13 protein-coding genes and 1 rRNA gene are annotated in these 13658 nt (G+C 68.4%); 3 read left to right on the top strand and 11 right to left on the bottom strand.

Annotated features, from left to right (window positions below):
* Window positions 1–218 precede the first annotated feature (218 nt).
* The 9 genes from BM060_RS19570 to BM060_RS19530 form a co-directional block, all read right to left on the bottom strand.
* Window positions 219–1688: an aldehyde dehydrogenase family protein gene (locus BM060_RS19570; protein WP_074982128.1), complete on the bottom strand. Its 1470-nt coding sequence runs from the start codon at window positions 1686–1688 to the stop codon at window positions 219–221.
* Between the two features lie 24 nt (window positions 1689–1712).
* On the bottom strand, window positions 1713–2531 hold the full coding sequence (locus BM060_RS19565) for an ABC transporter permease (protein WP_074982125.1): 819 nt from the start codon (window positions 2529–2531) through the stop codon (window positions 1713–1715).
* Window position 2532: 1 nt separating this feature from the next.
* A complete protein-coding gene (locus BM060_RS19560) occupies window positions 2533–3441 on the bottom strand; it encodes an ABC transporter permease (protein ID WP_074982122.1) in 909 nt (302 codons plus the stop codon).
* A 117-nt stretch (window positions 3442–3558) separates the two neighbouring features.
* Window positions 3559–4701 (bottom strand): ABC transporter substrate-binding protein, encoded by a 1143-nt coding sequence (locus BM060_RS19555; RefSeq protein WP_074982119.1) that lies wholly within the window; start codon window positions 4699–4701, stop codon window positions 3559–3561.
* Window positions 4702–4772: 71 nt separating this feature from the next.
* Window positions 4773–5888: an ABC transporter ATP-binding protein gene (locus tag BM060_RS19550; protein ID WP_074982116.1), complete on the bottom strand. Its 1116-nt coding sequence runs from the start codon at window positions 5886–5888 to the stop codon at window positions 4773–4775.
* Between the two features lie 274 nt (window positions 5889–6162).
* A complete protein-coding gene (locus tag BM060_RS19545) occupies window positions 6163–6981 on the bottom strand; it encodes a helix-turn-helix transcriptional regulator (RefSeq protein WP_074982113.1) in 819 nt (272 codons plus the stop codon).
* Window positions 6982–7151: 170 nt separating this feature from the next.
* Window positions 7152–8486, bottom strand: a complete 1335-nt coding sequence (gene rhlE1 / locus BM060_RS19540) for an RNA helicase RhlE1 (protein ID WP_074982110.1) — start codon at window positions 8484–8486, stop codon at window positions 7152–7154.
* A gap of 45 nt (window positions 8487–8531) precedes the next feature.
* Window positions 8532–9008 carry a LabA-like NYN domain-containing protein gene (locus BM060_RS19535; RefSeq protein WP_058070349.1) on the bottom strand — a complete coding sequence of 159 codons (477 nt, stop codon included), beginning with the start codon at window positions 9006–9008 and terminating at the stop codon, window positions 8532–8534.
* 87 nt (window positions 9009–9095) lie between these two features.
* The gene (locus tag BM060_RS19530) at window positions 9096–9830 is read right to left on the bottom strand and encodes a DUF2076 domain-containing protein (RefSeq protein ID WP_074982108.1); all 735 of its coding nucleotides are present in this window, start codon (window positions 9828–9830) and stop codon (window positions 9096–9098) included.
* A gap of 172 nt (window positions 9831–10002) precedes the next feature.
* Between BM060_RS19530 and BM060_RS19525 the strand changes: the two genes are divergently transcribed.
* Both BM060_RS19525 and BM060_RS19520 read left to right on the top strand, forming a co-directional pair.
* On the top strand, window positions 10003–10656 hold the full coding sequence (locus BM060_RS19525; RefSeq protein ID WP_043273363.1) for a YciC family protein: 654 nt from the start codon (window positions 10003–10005) through the stop codon (window positions 10654–10656).
* Window positions 10657–10714: 58 nt separating this feature from the next.
* Window positions 10715–11140, top strand: a complete 426-nt coding sequence (locus tag BM060_RS19520; protein ID WP_074982105.1) for a VOC family protein — start codon at window positions 10715–10717, stop codon at window positions 11138–11140.
* Between the two features lie 10 nt (window positions 11141–11150).
* Here the strand turns inward: BM060_RS19520 and BM060_RS19515 are convergent, their stop codons facing one another.
* Complete coding sequence (locus BM060_RS19515) at window positions 11151–11990, bottom strand: SDR family oxidoreductase (protein WP_043315738.1); 840 nt, start codon at window positions 11988–11990, stop codon at window positions 11151–11153.
* A gap of 208 nt (window positions 11991–12198) precedes the next feature.
* Here BM060_RS19515 and BM060_RS19510 point away from each other — a divergent pair, with 208 nt between their 5' ends.
* Window positions 12199–12948, top strand: a complete 750-nt coding sequence (locus BM060_RS19510) for a substrate-binding periplasmic protein (protein ID WP_074982102.1) — start codon at window positions 12199–12201, stop codon at window positions 12946–12948.
* 426 nt (window positions 12949–13374) lie between these two features.
* Here BM060_RS19510 and rrf read toward each other — a convergent pair.
* A 5S ribosomal RNA gene (rrf, locus tag BM060_RS19505) occupies window positions 13375–13490 on the bottom strand.
* Between the last annotated feature and the right edge of the window lie 168 nt (window positions 13491–13658).

Below are 13658 nucleotides of genomic sequence, written 5' to 3'. Positions count from 1 at the left end.
TCCCTAACCCTCTCCCTGAAGGGAGAGGGGACCGTTGGGCAGGGCTTGATGTTATGGCGTTAGCCGGCGGCTTCGGTGATTTCCGGCTTGTGCCAATTCTTCTCTCAGCACGGACAAGCCCCCTCTCCCTTCAGGGCGGGGCGCGCAGCCGAGGGCTGGGGAGAGGGTGCTCTTGAGGATGCACACCGAACCAACGCCGTTCGCGAGCAAGCTCGCTCCTACAGGTACCACCCCCAAGGCTGGTCGGACACATACTCCGTCACCTGCTTCACCTCCAGATAATTCTCCAACCCCCACACCCCCAACTCCCGCCCGATCCCACTCTGCTTCATGCCCCCCCAAGGCGCCTGGGTGAAGGTCGGTTGCGAACAGTTGACCCACACGATCCCCGCCCGCAACCCATCGGCCACCCTTGCAGCACGTTGCGGATCGCCAGACATCACCGCGCCCGCCAGGCCGAAGCGGCTGTCGTTGGCCAGGCGCAGGGCCTCGGCTTCGGTCTTGAAGCGCTTCACGCAGAGCACCGGGCCGAAGATTTCCTCGCGCCAGACGATGGCGTTCTCCGCCGGCTCGTCGAAGATGGCCGGCTCGACGAACCAGCCCTCTTCCAGCCCCGCCGGGCGCCGGCCGCCGGTGAGCAGGCGGGCGCCGCTGGCCTTGCCCTGTTCGATGAAGCCGAGCACCTTGTCGTACTGCCCCTGGCTGACCAGCGGGCCGAGCAGCACGCCCGGCTGCAGGCCGTTGCCGATGGCGATGGCGCGGGTGGCTTCCACCAGGCGTTCCAGCAGGCGCGGGGCGATGCCCTCCTGCACCAGCAGGCGCGAAGTGGCGCTGCACACCTGGCCCTGGTTCCAGAAGATGCCGAACAGGATCCACTCCACCGCCGCTTCCACGTCGCTGTCGTCGAAGACGATGAAGGCCGACTTGCCGCCTAGCTCCAGGCTGACGTTCTTGATGTCCTGGGCTGCCGCCGACATGATCTTCGCCCCGGTCGGCACGCTGCCGGTGAAGGCCAGCTTGTCCACGCCCGGGTGCTGGGCCAGCGGCCCGCCGGCGTCGGCCCCCAGGCCCGGCAGCACGTTGAGCACGCCGGCGGGCAGGCCGATGGCGTCGGCCGCGGCGGCCAGTTCCAGGGCGCTCAGCGGCGTCAGCTCGGACGGTTTGAGCACGCAGGTGGCGCCGGCGGCCAGGGCCGGGGCGACCTTCCAGGCGGCCATCAGCAGCGGGTAGTTCCAGGGGATGATCTGCCCGGCCACACCCACCGGCTCGTGGCGGATGCGGCAGCGGAAGCGCTCGTCGGGCAGCGCCAGCGCCTGGTCCTGGCGGCCGTCCAGCTCGCGCGCCAGTTCGGCGTAGTAGCGGAAGCAGCCGATGGCGTCGGCCACGTCCCATTGCGCCTCGGGCAGCGGCTTGCCGTTGTCGCGCACTTCCAGTTCGGCCAGGGCGGCCTGGTTGCGCTCCAGTTCGTTGGCCAGGGCCTCCAGCCACTCGGCGCGCTCGCTGCCGCGGCTCTGCCCCCAGCCGCGGTTGAACGCCTGGCGCGCCGCGCGCACGGCGTGGTCGACGTCTTCCTCGGTGGCCGCCGGCACGTCGCGCAGCGGCCGGCCGCTGGCCGGGTCGAAGCTGGTGAAGGTGCCGCCCAGGTCCGGGCTCACCCATTGCCCATTGATGTACAGCTGGTCACGCATCGCTCGTCTCCTTGAATGCGGCCCTCAGGCGGCCTGTACGCCGGCGCGGCGGTTCTGCAGGTAGCGGGAGGTGAACAGCAACGCCAGCGAGGCGCAGATGATCACCGTGGAAATGGCGTTGATCTCCGGGGTGATGCCGCGGCGGATCGAGGAGAAGATGTAGATCGGCAGCGTGGTCTCGGAGCCGGCGACGAAGAAGGCGATGATGAAATCGTCGAAGCTGAAGGTGAACGCCAGCAGGAAGCCGGCGAGGATGGCCGGGGCGATCTGCGGCAGGGTCACCCGGCGGAAGGTCTCCAGCGGCGGCGCGTAGAGGTCGGCGGAGGCTTCCAGCAGGGCCTTGTCCATGGCCTCGACGCGGGTGCGCACGATGACCATCACCAGCGCCATGGTGAACAGCGAGTGCGCCGCCACCACGGTGGGGAAGCCCATGCGCAGCTTCAGCAGGCCCATGTCCAGCGCCAGCAGCAGCGGGTTGAGCACGTCGAACAGGGTGATGAAGGCGATCAGCGTGGCGATGCCGATGACGATCCCCGGGACGATGATCGCGCAGTAGGTCAGCGCGTCGAACAGCAGGCGCACGCGCTTGCCCACGCGCTGCAGGCCGAACACCGCCAGGGTGCCGAAGAAGGTGGCGATCAGTGCCGAGCACAAGGCGATCAGCGCGCTGTTGCCCAGGGCCTCCATGATGAAGGGGTTGCCGAAGGCGCGGCCGAACCACTGCACCGAGCAGCACTGGAAGCTCAGGGCGCTGCGCCCGGCGTTGAAGGCGAAGAGCATGATCAGCGCGATGGGCGCGTAGAGGAACAGGTACAGCGAGGTCGAATAGCCGCGCAGCCACATGTCAGAGCACCCCGTCGTTGCGCGGGCCGCCATAGCGCGCCGCGAGTTTCAGGTACAGGCCGATGATCGCCAGCATCATCGCCACCAGGGTCATGGCCACCGCGCTGCCGAACGGCCAGTTGCGCGATTGCAGGAACAGGTCGACCAGGGCGTTGCCGACGAAGAACACCTTGCCGCCGCCGAGGATGGCGGGGATCAGGAACTCGCCCATGAGCAGGATGAACACCAGCATCACCCCGGTGATGACGCCCGGCGCCGACAGCGGCAGGGTGACCCGGCGGAAGGTCTCGAAGGCGCTGGCGCCGAGGTCGCCGGAGGCTTCCAGCAGGCGCTTGTCGAGCTTCTCCAGGCTCACGTAGATGGGGAACACCATCAGCGGCAGGTAGCCGTAGACGATGCCGATCAGCACCGCCCAGGGCGTGTTGATCAGGCGCACGTCGGCGATCCCCAGGCTCTCCAGCAGCGCCGGGATGCCGCGGCCGCTGAGGATGAAGATCCAGGCGTAGGTGCGGATCAGGAAGCTGGTCCAGAACGGCACTATCACCAGGGTCAGCAGCAGCGACTTGTTGCGCCGCACCTTCACCGCCAGGAAGTACGCCAGCGGGTAGGCCGCCAGCAGGCAGGCCAGGGTGCCCAGCGGGGCCAGGGTCAGGGTGTTCCAGAAGGCCTGGGCGCGCGAGCCGAGGTTGAGGTAGTTGTCCAGCGTCAGCCCGCCGCCGTAGCCGCCCACCGCGCTGCGCTCGCCGAAGCTGAAGACCAGGATGATCACCAGCGGCATCAACAGCAGCAGCAGGAACCACAGGGTGGAAGGCAGCAGCAGGAGCAGCGTGACGCGGCGGCCGAGGCTCCTCGCCGGAGCGGCCGCCGGCGTCGCAGCGGCCTGCAGGGGGGCGCTGACAGCGATGTTCATGTTCGATTCCCTACGCATTGAGTTGCATGGGCCCTCCCCTGCAGGAGCGAGCTTGCTCGCGAACATCGCCATGCCGAAGCGGTTCGCGAGCAAGCTCGCTCCTACGAAGGGCCGTCCTCAGGCGGCCTTGAAGCGCGCCATCAGCTCGGCCCGCGCCGGGCTGGTGAGGGTCGCCGCGGCGCCGAACTCCAGGGGCGAGAGGCGCTCGGCCGCCGGGTACATGATCGGGTCGTCGAGCATCTCCTTGGGCAGCAGCGCATCCACCCGCTTGTCGCCGCTGGGGTAGCCGTGGGCCAGGACCTCCAGCTTGTTGTGCTGCGGGTCGAGCAGGTAGTTGATGAAGGCGTAGGCGGCGTCGCGGTGCTCGGCGCCCTTGGGGATGGCGAAGAAGTCGCTCCAGATCTCGCCGCCTTCCTTGCCCAGCACGAAGGTCATGTCCGGGTTGTCGCGGTGCAGCTGCGAGGCGTCGCCGGTCCAGGCCATGGCCATCCAGGCATCGCCGTTGCGCAGCGAGGGCTGGATGTCGGAGTTGATGGCGAACAGGTGCGGCTTGGCCTTGATCAGCAGCTTCTCGGCCTCGGCCAGCTCCTTCTCGTCCACCGAGTTGAAGCTGTAGCCGTAGTACTTCAGGGCGTTGCCGATGGCGGTGAGCTGGTAGTCGTGGACGATGGTGCGGCCCGAGGCGCTGGTCAGCGTCAGGTCCCAGAACTGTTTCCACGAATCGAGGTTGTCCTTGATCCGGCTGGCGTCGTAGACGATGCCGGTGGTGCCCCAGTTCTTCGGCACCGCGTAGACCTTGCCGTCCACCGTGCCCTGGGCCATGAAGCGCTGCTCGAAGGCCTGGGCGTCGAAATTGGGGATGCGCGAGAGGTCCAGCGGCTCGATCAGCCCCAGCTTCACGTAGGTGCTGATGGTGTAGTTGGTCGGCACGAAGACGTCCCAGCCGCTGCCGCCGGCCTGCAGCTTGGCGAGCATCTCCTCGTTGGAGCCGAACACGTTCATCTGCACCCGCGCGCCGGTGGCCTTGGCGAAGGCGTCGAAGTTCTCCTGGCTGTGGTAGTTCGGCCAGGTGGCCAGGGTCACACGGTCGCCGAGGTTGCCGCTCTCGCCGGCGTAGGCCTTGCCCAGCAGCAGGCCCGGGGTGTTCGCCGCCACCACCGCCGCCGCCAGGCCCAGGCCGGTGCGGCCGAGGAACTCGCGGCGGGTGATGGAGCCGTTTTCCCAGCTGCGCATGGTTTTGATGAAAGTCTTCTTGTCCATCGTCACTCCCCGCCTGTCTGCTGTCGTTATGGTTGGTTCTTCGAAGGCCACGCAGGGCGCGGCCGCACTGCTCAGAGGCCCATGGCCAGGCCGCTGGCCTGGTTCCAGCCGACCTGCACCCGCGCGCCGTGCTCGAAGGCTTCGCCAGCCTCGGCGCCCTGGCGCGGCACGCGCACGCAGACGATGCCGAAGGCCTCGGTGCGCACCCGGTATTCGGTGAGGTTGCCCAGGTAGATGCGGTCTTCCACGCTGCCGCCCAGGCGCACCTCGCGGGCCAGCTCGGCGCCGGCGGCGGCGATGCCGACCAGCTCCGGGCGCACCGCGATGCAGCCTTCGCTCTGCGCCGCCAGGGCCGGGCCGGTGGGCGTCTGCGGGCTGCTCAGCTCCAGGCCGGCGGCGGTGGCGAGCACCACGCGGCCGCCGTCGATGCGGCGCACGGTGCCGCCGAACAGGTTGGATTCGCCGATGAAGTCGGCCACGTAGCGGCTCGCCGGGGTCTCGTAGAGGGCTTCGGGGGTGGCGGTCTGGATGATCAGGCCGTCCTTCATGATGCTGATGCTGTCGCTCATCGACAGCGCCTCTTCCTGGTCGTGGGTGACCAGCACGAAGGTGATGCCGACCTCGCGTTGCAGGCGCAGCAGCTCGGACTGCATTTCCTTGCGCAGCTTGCGGTCCAGCGCGGCCAGCGGTTCGTCGAGCAGCAACACGGTGGGCTTGTTGACCAGGGCGCGGGCCAGGGCCACGCGCTGCTGCTGGCCGCCGGACAGCTCGTGGGGCTTGCGCGCGCCGAAGCCGGACAGGCGCACCATCTCCAGCGCCTCGTCGGCCATGCGCCGTTGCGCGGCGCGGTCCGGGCGCGGGGTGCGGTAGCGCAGGCCGTAGGCGATGTTCTCGGCCACGCTCAGGTGCGGGAACAGCGCGTAGTGCTGGAACACCATGTTCACCGGGCGCCGGTGCGCCGGCACCCCGGCCACCGCCTGGCCGGCCAGCAGCACCTCGCCTTCGCTGGGCTGCTCGAAGCCGGCGATCATGCGCAGGGTGGTGGTCTTGCCGCAGCCGGAGCTGCCGAGGAAGGAGTGGAAGGCGCCGCGGCGGACCCTGAAGTTCAGGCCGTTGACCGCCGGCACGCTGCCGTAGCGCTTGACCACGTTGCGGAACTCGATGTCGAAAGCCTGGCTGGAATCCATCGCCGCACGCCCCTTCGGTGGCTGTTCTTGTTGGCATCCACGCTAGCAATGGGGCTTTCGGGGTGTATATATCCCTCGGGGGATAGATGCCGGGCGCACGGCCTACCGCATCGGCACGGAGATGTTCGCGAGCAAGCTCGCTCCTACGAAAAGACGCCCTTGCCTCAGGCCGCGCGACCATGGGCAACGGCGGATAGCGATGAACCTGTAGGAGCGGGCCCTGCCCGCGATTTCGCGCGCAGGGCGCGCTCCTACATGGGCATGGCGCCGGCGGTCAGCCCGTGGCGCGCAGGTCGCCGGCGTCGTCCTGCCCGGCCAGCTCGCGGATGAACAGGCCGAGCAGCTCCGACTGGCTGCCGATGCCGAGCTTGGCGTAGATGTTCTTGCGGTGGATCTTCACCGTGCCCGGGCTGATGTCCAGTTGCTCGGCCACCGAGGCGCTGGAGTGGCCGCGCAGCAGCAGCTGGACGATCTCCTGCTCGCGCGCGGTGAGCAGCTGCGCGCCGAACTGGTCGAAGGCCTCGCGGATCTTGTAGTCCAGGTCCTGCGCCGGGCGCGGCTGGGCGCGGCGCAGTTCCCAGGCCTCGCGCACCACCTGCTCCACCGCCGGGCGGGCGCAGTCCAGTAATTGCATCTCGTCACGGCTGTAGGCCGGGCTCGAAGTCTTGCGCATCAGCGACAGCACCGCCTTGGCGCCGCCGGCCAGGTCGACGAAGAAGGCGATCTCCTCGGTCAGGCCGGTCTGCTGGTAGTAGGTCTGGTAGTACTCGCCCAGGTAGAAGTGGTCCGGGGCGAACTGGCGCAGGCGCCACAGGCCCGGCGCCTGGTTGCGGGTGCAGGCGAGGTAGAAGGGGTCGAGCAGGTAGGGGCCGACCTGGTAGTCCTGCACGTAGACGTGGCGCACGTCCGCCGGGAAGGTGTCGAACAGGTCCAACGGGCGGTGGTTGCCCTCGTAGACGAAGAGCACGAAGTGGTCCACCGGGCAGGCCTGTTGCAGCCACTGGCTGAGGCCGAGCAGGCGCGGGCGTCCGGGGGCGAGCGGGAGCAGCTGAGCGAGCCCGGCGGTCCAGGCTTTGAGTTCCTTGTGGCGCATAGGGCTGTCGTTCTTGTTGTGTGCGCAGTGCACACACTATAGGCGTTCAGAATTGCGCACGGAAATGCAGGTTTTGCGCCAGTATCCTGAAAGCCCGCCAGCCGTGGCCCGCAGCGGCAAGGCCGAGGGGCCGGCGCACCAACGCGAGGCGCCCTGCCCCGTGCTCGCCCTCAGCGGCCCTTCGGCTTGCCCTTGCCGGACGGCGCCTTGGCGAAGCCCGGCGCCTTGCGCACCGCCTTCACCTGCGGCTTGTCGGCCAGCAGGTCGCCCAGGTGGATATTGCCCGGCTTGGCCGCAGGCACCTTGGGCTGCTTGGGTTTCTTCGGCTTCTTCAGCACCTGCCCGCCGGGCGCGGTCTGCGGGACCCGGTGGTCCGGCTCGAAGCCCTCTTCCTCGCTGCGCGGCAGGGTCTGGCCGATCAGCGTCTCGATGGCCGCCAACTGCTGCACTTCGTCGGCGCACACCAGCGACAGGGCCTGGCCGCTGGCGCCGGCGCGGCCGGTGCGGCCGATGCGGTGCACGTAGTCCTCGGCGACGATCGGCAGGTCGAAGTTGACCACCAGCGGCATCTGGTCGATGTCCAGGCCGCGGGCGGCGACGTCGGTGGCCACCAGGAAGTCCACCTCGCCGTCCTTGAACCGCTGCAGTGCGCGCAGGCGCGCCGGCTGCGGCTTGTCGCCGTGGATGGAGTCGGCGGCGATGCCTTCGGCCTGGAGCACGCCGACCAGCTCGTCGACGCCCTTGCGCGTCTTGGCGAACACCAGGGCCTGGCGCCAGCGGCGGGCCTGCAGCAGGTGCAGGAACAGCTCGGCCTTGCGCTTCTTGTCCACGGTGATCAGTTGCTGCTTCACCGTCTTCGCCGCGGTGTTGCGCGGCGCCACCTCGATGGACAGCGGGTCGCGCAGCAGGCCGCCGGCCATCTGGCGGATCGCCTCGGAGAAGGTGGCGGAGAACAGCAATGTCTGGCGCCGCTTCGGCAGCGCGGCGAACACTTCTTCCAGCTCGCGGGCGAAGCCCAGGTCGAGCATGCGGTCGGCCTCGTCCAGCACCAGCACCTGCAGCTGGGTGAATTTCAGGGCGTTCTGCCGGTACAGGTCGAGCAGCCGCCCGGGGGTGGCCACCAGCACGTCGACGCCCTTGCGCAGCTTCATCATCTGCGGGTTGATGCTCACCCCACCATAGGCCACCGCCGTGCGCAGCGGCACGTGCTGGCCATAGGCGCGGAAGCTGTCGTGCACCTGCTCGGCCAGCTCGCGGGTGGGCACCAGCACCAGGGCGCGCACCGAGTTGGCGGCCACCTGCGGGCCCTCCTGCAGCAACTTCTGCAGCAGCGGCAGGGCGAAGCCGGCGGTCTTGCCGGTGCCGGTCTGCGCCGCGGCCAGCAGGTCGCGACCCTTGAGCACGGCGGGGATGGCCTGGGCCTGCACGGGGGTCGGGTTCTGGTAGCCGAGGCCGTCGAGGGCGCGCAGCAGGGGTTCGATCAGGCCGAGGGCGGCGAAGGTCATGGAGCACTCACGCAACGGAAGGGGGAATGGCCGGCATTGTAGCCGCTAGTGGCGCAGCAGCAGCTCGCCCTCGATGGGCACGTAGCGCGTCGCCGAGCGGATCAGCGCCTGCGCGGTCAGGCCCGGCACGCCATAGGCGGCGGCGGTCTTGCCCTGGGCGCGGACGCGTTGCAGCAGCAGGTCGAAGTCGCCGTCTCCGGAGCACAGCACTATCTCGTCCACCCGCGCCACGGCGTCGAGCACGTCGATGGTGATGCCCACGTCCCAGTCGCCCTTGGCCGAGCCGTCGCTGCGCTGGATGTAGGGCTTGAGCTTCACCTCGAAACCGAGGTTGCGGAGGATCTGCTGGAACTGCTGCTGGCGCGGGTCGCCACGGTCGATGGCGTAGGCGTAGGCCTCGACTATGCGGCCTTCGCGGCTCAACTCGCTCCACAGGGCGGCGTAGTTGAAATGGCAGCCGTAGGCCTGGCGAACCGTGTAGTAGAGGTTCTGCACATCGGCGAACAGGGCGAGGGTTTTCAACGGCGGCTCCGGATCAGGCGGTGGACGCGCATTATCGCAGCCCACCGCCGCACCGCCAGCCCCGCGTCGTCGGCGCGGGGCTATCGATCAGCTGAACATGTCGCCGTCGTCGTCGAAGAAGCTGGAGTCGTCGGCGAAACCGCCATCGTCGTAGCCGGTGTCGGTGAAACCGTTGTCGGCGTAGCGATCACCATCGAGGGAGGACTGGCTGGAGTCGTCCAGCCCGGAGGATTGCGGGTCGAAACGCTCGGCCGGAACCTCTTCCTGGATCACCTCGACGATTTCCTGCGGCTGCGAGTGGTGGAACATGTTGGTCAGCAGGTCCGCCACCATCACCCCGCCGGCCACGCCTGCCGCCGTCTGCAGGGCGCCACGCAGGAAGCCGCCGCCCTGGGCGGGAGCGGCCTGGGGCGCGGCGGGGCGGAAGTCGTTGGGGTTGCTGGCGTAGCTGGCATTGGCGCCGGGATGGGAGAAGCGCGTCTGGCCCCAGCCGTCCGGGCGCTGTTGCGTTTGCTGGGGCTGCGCCGCCGCTTCGCGCTGGCCGCCGCCGAACAGGCCGGCGAGGAAGCCGCCGCTGCTGGGGCGGTTCTGCTGCAGGCTGGCGACCTGGGCTTCGAGTTCCTTGACGCGCTGGTCCAGGCGCTTGATCGCCGCCTCCTGGATCAGCATCGCCTGCGCCATGTAGTAGGGCGCGGCCGGCTGGCGCACGAGGTGCTGGTTGATCTGCGCCTCGGCCTGGGCGTCGCGCGGCGCGGTTTGCCGCTCGGCTTCCTGCAGGCGGGTGAACAGGCCATCGATCAGGGTTTGCTCTTCGGAATTCATCTGGGGCCTCGAGTGAGCACCGGGGGAGGGAACGCATCACTAGATTGGATCGGCCGGAGAAAAAACAAGTTCCGGTCGATGAAAACTTCTTCATCCGCGCTGGCGGGGGCTCTGGCCTGCGCCGCCGGGCTTGGGTTAGAGTCGATTGCCACCTGGTCCCCTAGACGAGCCGATGAATCCCATCTCCATCCTGCGCGATACCTGGTACTTCTTCAGCCGCCACATCGGCACGCTGCTGCCGCTCTGCCTGCCCTGGATCGTCCTGGAGACGCTCACCCAGCAACAGCTGAGCATGGCCGCCAATTCCCAGCAGTTCGCGCCCTGGGGCATGGCCGCCGGGTTGATCTTCTACCCCATCTACACCGCCAGCCTGCTGCTCTACCTGGTCGACTTCGGCGAGGGCCGCCAGCGCGGCGTCGGCGAGCTGTGGCGCGCGGCGCTGCGCCTGTGGCCGGCCTTCGCCCTGCTCTCGGCGCTGAGTTCGCTGCTGATCGTCATCGGCCTGTCGCTGATGGTGCTGCCGGGCATCTACGTGATGATCAAGCTGGCCTTCGCCGAGGTGCTGCTGGTCAAGCGCGGCCTGCGCCCGATCGATGCCATGCGCGAGAGCTTCCGCCTCACCGGCGGGCACTTCTTCCTGCTGCTCAGCACCGTGCTGGTGATCCTCGCCCCCACCTGGGCCCTGCAGGGCTGGATCGAGCAACTGAGCGAGAACGCCCTCGGCTACAGCCTGGCGCTTAGCGCCCTCAGCGGCTTCTTCCAGCTGCTGCTGACCGTCGCCGCCTACCGCATCTACATCCTCGGCCCGGAGCGCGAGGAAGCCTGAGGCAGGCTCCGGCGCGGGCGGCTAACCTTGTCTCTCCCGACCGCGCCAGGAACCTGCCATGAGCGACGACAACAGCCCGCCGAGCTGCATCTCCCACGTGTCCATCGGCACCAATGACTACGACCGCGCCCGCGCCTTCTATGACGCGGTGCTGGCCACGCTCGGCTGCCGCCGGGTGATGGAACACCCCGGCGCCGTGGCCTATGGCCGCGAGTTCCCGGAGTTCTGGGTGCAGACGCCGCTGGACGGAGCCCCCGCCAGCGTCGGCAACGGTACCCACATAGGCTTCATCGCCGACAGCCGCGAAGCGGTGGATGCCTTCCACGCCGCCGCTCTGGCCGCCGGCGGTCACGACGATGGCGCTCCGGGCCCTCGCCCGCACTATGGCGAGCCCTACTACGGCTGCTTCGTCCGCGACCCGGACGGGCACAAGATCGAGGCCACCTTCTGGGACCTGGGCAAGGCCGTGCCGCACACCCACTGACGGGCCCGGCTCAGCGCCGGCTCGGCTTCAGCCCGGACATGCGCGGCACCAGCAGGCGCTCGAACAGCCAGGGGCAGTAACGGGCCAGGATGCGCGCGCGCCAGTTGACGTTGGACAGCACCAGCAGGCGCTTGCGCTGCAGGGCGCCCTGGTAGATCGCCTCGGCCACGTCGCGCGGGGAAGCCACTTCGCTGCCCAGCACCACGGCCGGCTGGCGGATAACCGAGCCGTCGCCGACCAGGGCGTTCTTGCGCAGGTCGGTGGCGGTGAAGCCGGGGCAGGCGAGGGTCACCGAGACGCCGGTGCCCTCCAGTTCCATGCGCAGGGTGTCGAACAGGCCATGCAGGGCATGCTTGCTGGCGTTGTAGGCGCTGCGATAGAGCAAGGGGGCGAAGCCGGTCAGCGAACTGAGCACGACGATCTGCCCCTGGCGGGCGATCAGGCTGGGCAAGGCCGCCCGGGTGCAATGCAGGGCGCCGTAGAAATTCACCGCCATCACCCGCTGGAACACCTTCAGGTCGGTCTCTGCGAACAGGCTGCGGTGGGTGATGCCGGCGTTGTTGATCAGCACGTCGATGCCGCCGAAGCGTTCGATGGCGACGGCTACGGCCTGCTCCACCGCGGCGGGCTCGGTGATGTCGCAGCGCAGCCCCAGGGCCTCGACGTTGAGGTGCTGCTGCAGGTGCTGCACCAGGCTGTCGAGCGCGGCCTGGTCCAGGTCGAGGATCACCGGCCTGGCGCCAGCCTGGGCGAAGCGCAAGACCAGCGCACGGCCGATGCCCGAGCAGCCGCCGGTCACCAGGACCGTCTTGTGCAGGTAGACCTTGCTGGAGAAGACCTTGCGTGGCATGTGCAGAGCCCTCGGCCAGGCCCGGGTGCGGCCGGCTGCCCCTCAAGCATAGCCCCGTGGCGGTCACGCTTCGGCTGCCCCTTGTGCCGCTGGTCGCAGCCCTTGAATGTCGCCGCCGCTTTGCCGGCCGCGGACTGGACAAGCCCCGGTTGGCGACTCATGCTCAATGCAGACACCAACACAAGAACGATAAAGGTGCGGCGCAGCAATGCTCAAGAAACTCCTGTTCCCATTGGCCTCGTCGCTGCTTCCGGCGTCGCTGGCCCATGCCCTGCCAGGCCCGGCCGGTGGCCCCCAGTCGCTGGCGGTCGGCTATTACGAGTTCCCGCCGTACATCTATACCGACGATGACGGCAGCACCCAGGGCGAAGGTGCCGAGCTGATCCGCAAGCTGCTGCGCCAGGCAGGCTACCGCGCCGAACTCCGGGCCCTGCCCAGTGCCCGCCTCTACCAGGGCCTGCGCGACGGCAGCGTGCAACTGTGGGCCGGGGCGCCCGGCAAGCCCGAACTGGCCGAAAGCACCCTGGAGTGCGAGCACGTGCTCGGCCAGGTCACCCTCAACCTCTATCGCCTGGCGTCCCAACCCGCCCCGCGCCTGCCCCAGGGCCTGGCCGGCAGCCGGGTGATCCTGATCAGCGGCTACAGCTACTGGCGGCCCGCCACCCAGTTGCTGGACGACCCGCGGCTCAACCTGGAGGTCCACCGCACCACCACCCACAGCGCGGCGCTGCAGATGCTGCTGCGCGACCGCGGCGACTACCTGCTGGACTACCAGGCCCCGGTGGAAGAAGCCCGCAACGCCGCCGGCCTGCCGCCGCTGGCCTACGACACCCTCTACCGCCTGCCGCTCAAGCTCATCGTCTCCCGCCGCACGCCCGATGCCGAACAACTCCGCCAGCGCCTGGACCAGGCGTTCGAGCAGTTGAGTGCGAAGGGGGAGAAGGTAGAGCTGAACTAGGGCCAGGGCGGGGGCGTTCCGTGTAGGAGCGCCCCATATTGCCGGCGAACATGTCTTCTCGTAGGAGCGAGCTTGCTCGCGAACGGACTCCGCGACGGGGCTTGTTCGCGAGCAAGCTCGCTCCTACGAAGAGCACTACAGCCTGTAGACAATTACTCCTACGGGCGCAGGAGACACGCCCTCGTAGGATGGTGTTGAGCGCAGCGATACCCATCGCGATTCGCGCAGGGCGCGCGCCTACAAGGGGAATGGCGCAGGTGGGGCGGCGTAGGAGCGGATCTCATCCGCGAATCGCGCCGGGACCGCCGGCTATCGCGGACAAGGTCCGCTCCTACGGGAGGCCTGCCTGGCGCCGCCGCCCCGGCTTTTCCGCCCCAAAAGCAAAACCCCCGACCAGCCAGGCTGATCAGGGGTTTTGGGATAGGTGCTTGACGATGACCTACTCTCACATGGGGAAACCCCACACTACCATCGGCGATGCGTCGTTTCACTGCTGAGTTCGGGATGGGATCAGGTGGTTCCAACGCTCTATGGTCGTCAAGCAATTCTTTCGGATGCTCGTGGCTTGCGCTCACGCTCACCCTGATTCGGGTATGTGACAGGTCTTCTTTGCGGTTCTCACGAACTTTCGGTTCGTCGACTTCACCGTCTAACACACAAATTGTTTGGGTGTTATATGGTCAAGCCTCACGGGCAATTAGTATCGGTTA

It is taken from the genome of Pseudomonas citronellolis, assembly GCF_900112375.1.
In the GTDB taxonomy this organism is placed as follows: Bacteria; Pseudomonadota; Gammaproteobacteria; order Pseudomonadales; family Pseudomonadaceae; genus Pseudomonas; species Pseudomonas citronellolis.
Note: the sequence above shows the minus strand (reverse complement) of the source record. Positions and strands in the feature narration are given on the sequence as shown.

Bases quoted from the DNA above. Each gene is read 5' to 3' on its own strand.
- BM060_RS19570 (WP_074982128.1), bottom strand. From the start codon at position 1,688: ATGCGTGACCAGCTGTACATCAATGGGCAATGGGTGAGCCCGGACCTG.
- BM060_RS19565 (WP_074982125.1), bottom strand. From the start codon at position 2,531: ATGTGGCTGCGCGGCTATTCGACCTCGCTGTACCTGTTCCTCTACGCG.
- BM060_RS19560 (WP_074982122.1), bottom strand. From the start codon at position 3,441: ATGAACATCGCTGTCAGCGCCCCCCTGCAGGCCGCTGCGACGCCGGCG.
- BM060_RS19555 (WP_074982119.1), bottom strand. From the start codon at position 4,701: ATGGACAAGAAGACTTTCATCAAAACCATGCGCAGCTGGGAAAACGGC.
- BM060_RS19550 (WP_074982116.1), bottom strand. From the start codon at position 5,888: ATGGATTCCAGCCAGGCTTTCGACATCGAGTTCCGCAACGTGGTCAAG.
- BM060_RS19545 (WP_074982113.1), bottom strand. From the start codon at position 6,981: ATGCGCCACAAGGAACTCAAAGCCTGGACCGCCGGGCTCGCTCAGCTG.
- rhlE1 (WP_074982110.1), bottom strand. From the start codon at position 8,486: ATGACCTTCGCCGCCCTCGGCCTGATCGAACCCCTGCTGCGCGCCCTC.
- BM060_RS19530 (WP_074982108.1), bottom strand. From the start codon at position 9,830: ATGAATTCCGAAGAGCAAACCCTGATCGATGGCCTGTTCACCCGCCTG.
- BM060_RS19525 (WP_043273363.1), top strand. From the start codon at position 10,003: ATGAATCCCATCTCCATCCTGCGCGATACCTGGTACTTCTTCAGCCGC.
- BM060_RS19520 (WP_074982105.1), top strand. From the start codon at position 10,715: ATGAGCGACGACAACAGCCCGCCGAGCTGCATCTCCCACGTGTCCATC.
- BM060_RS19515 (WP_043315738.1), bottom strand. From the start codon at position 11,990: ATGCCACGCAAGGTCTTCTCCAGCAAGGTCTACCTGCACAAGACGGTC.
- BM060_RS19510 (WP_074982102.1), top strand. From the start codon at position 12,199: ATGCTCAAGAAACTCCTGTTCCCATTGGCCTCGTCGCTGCTTCCGGCG.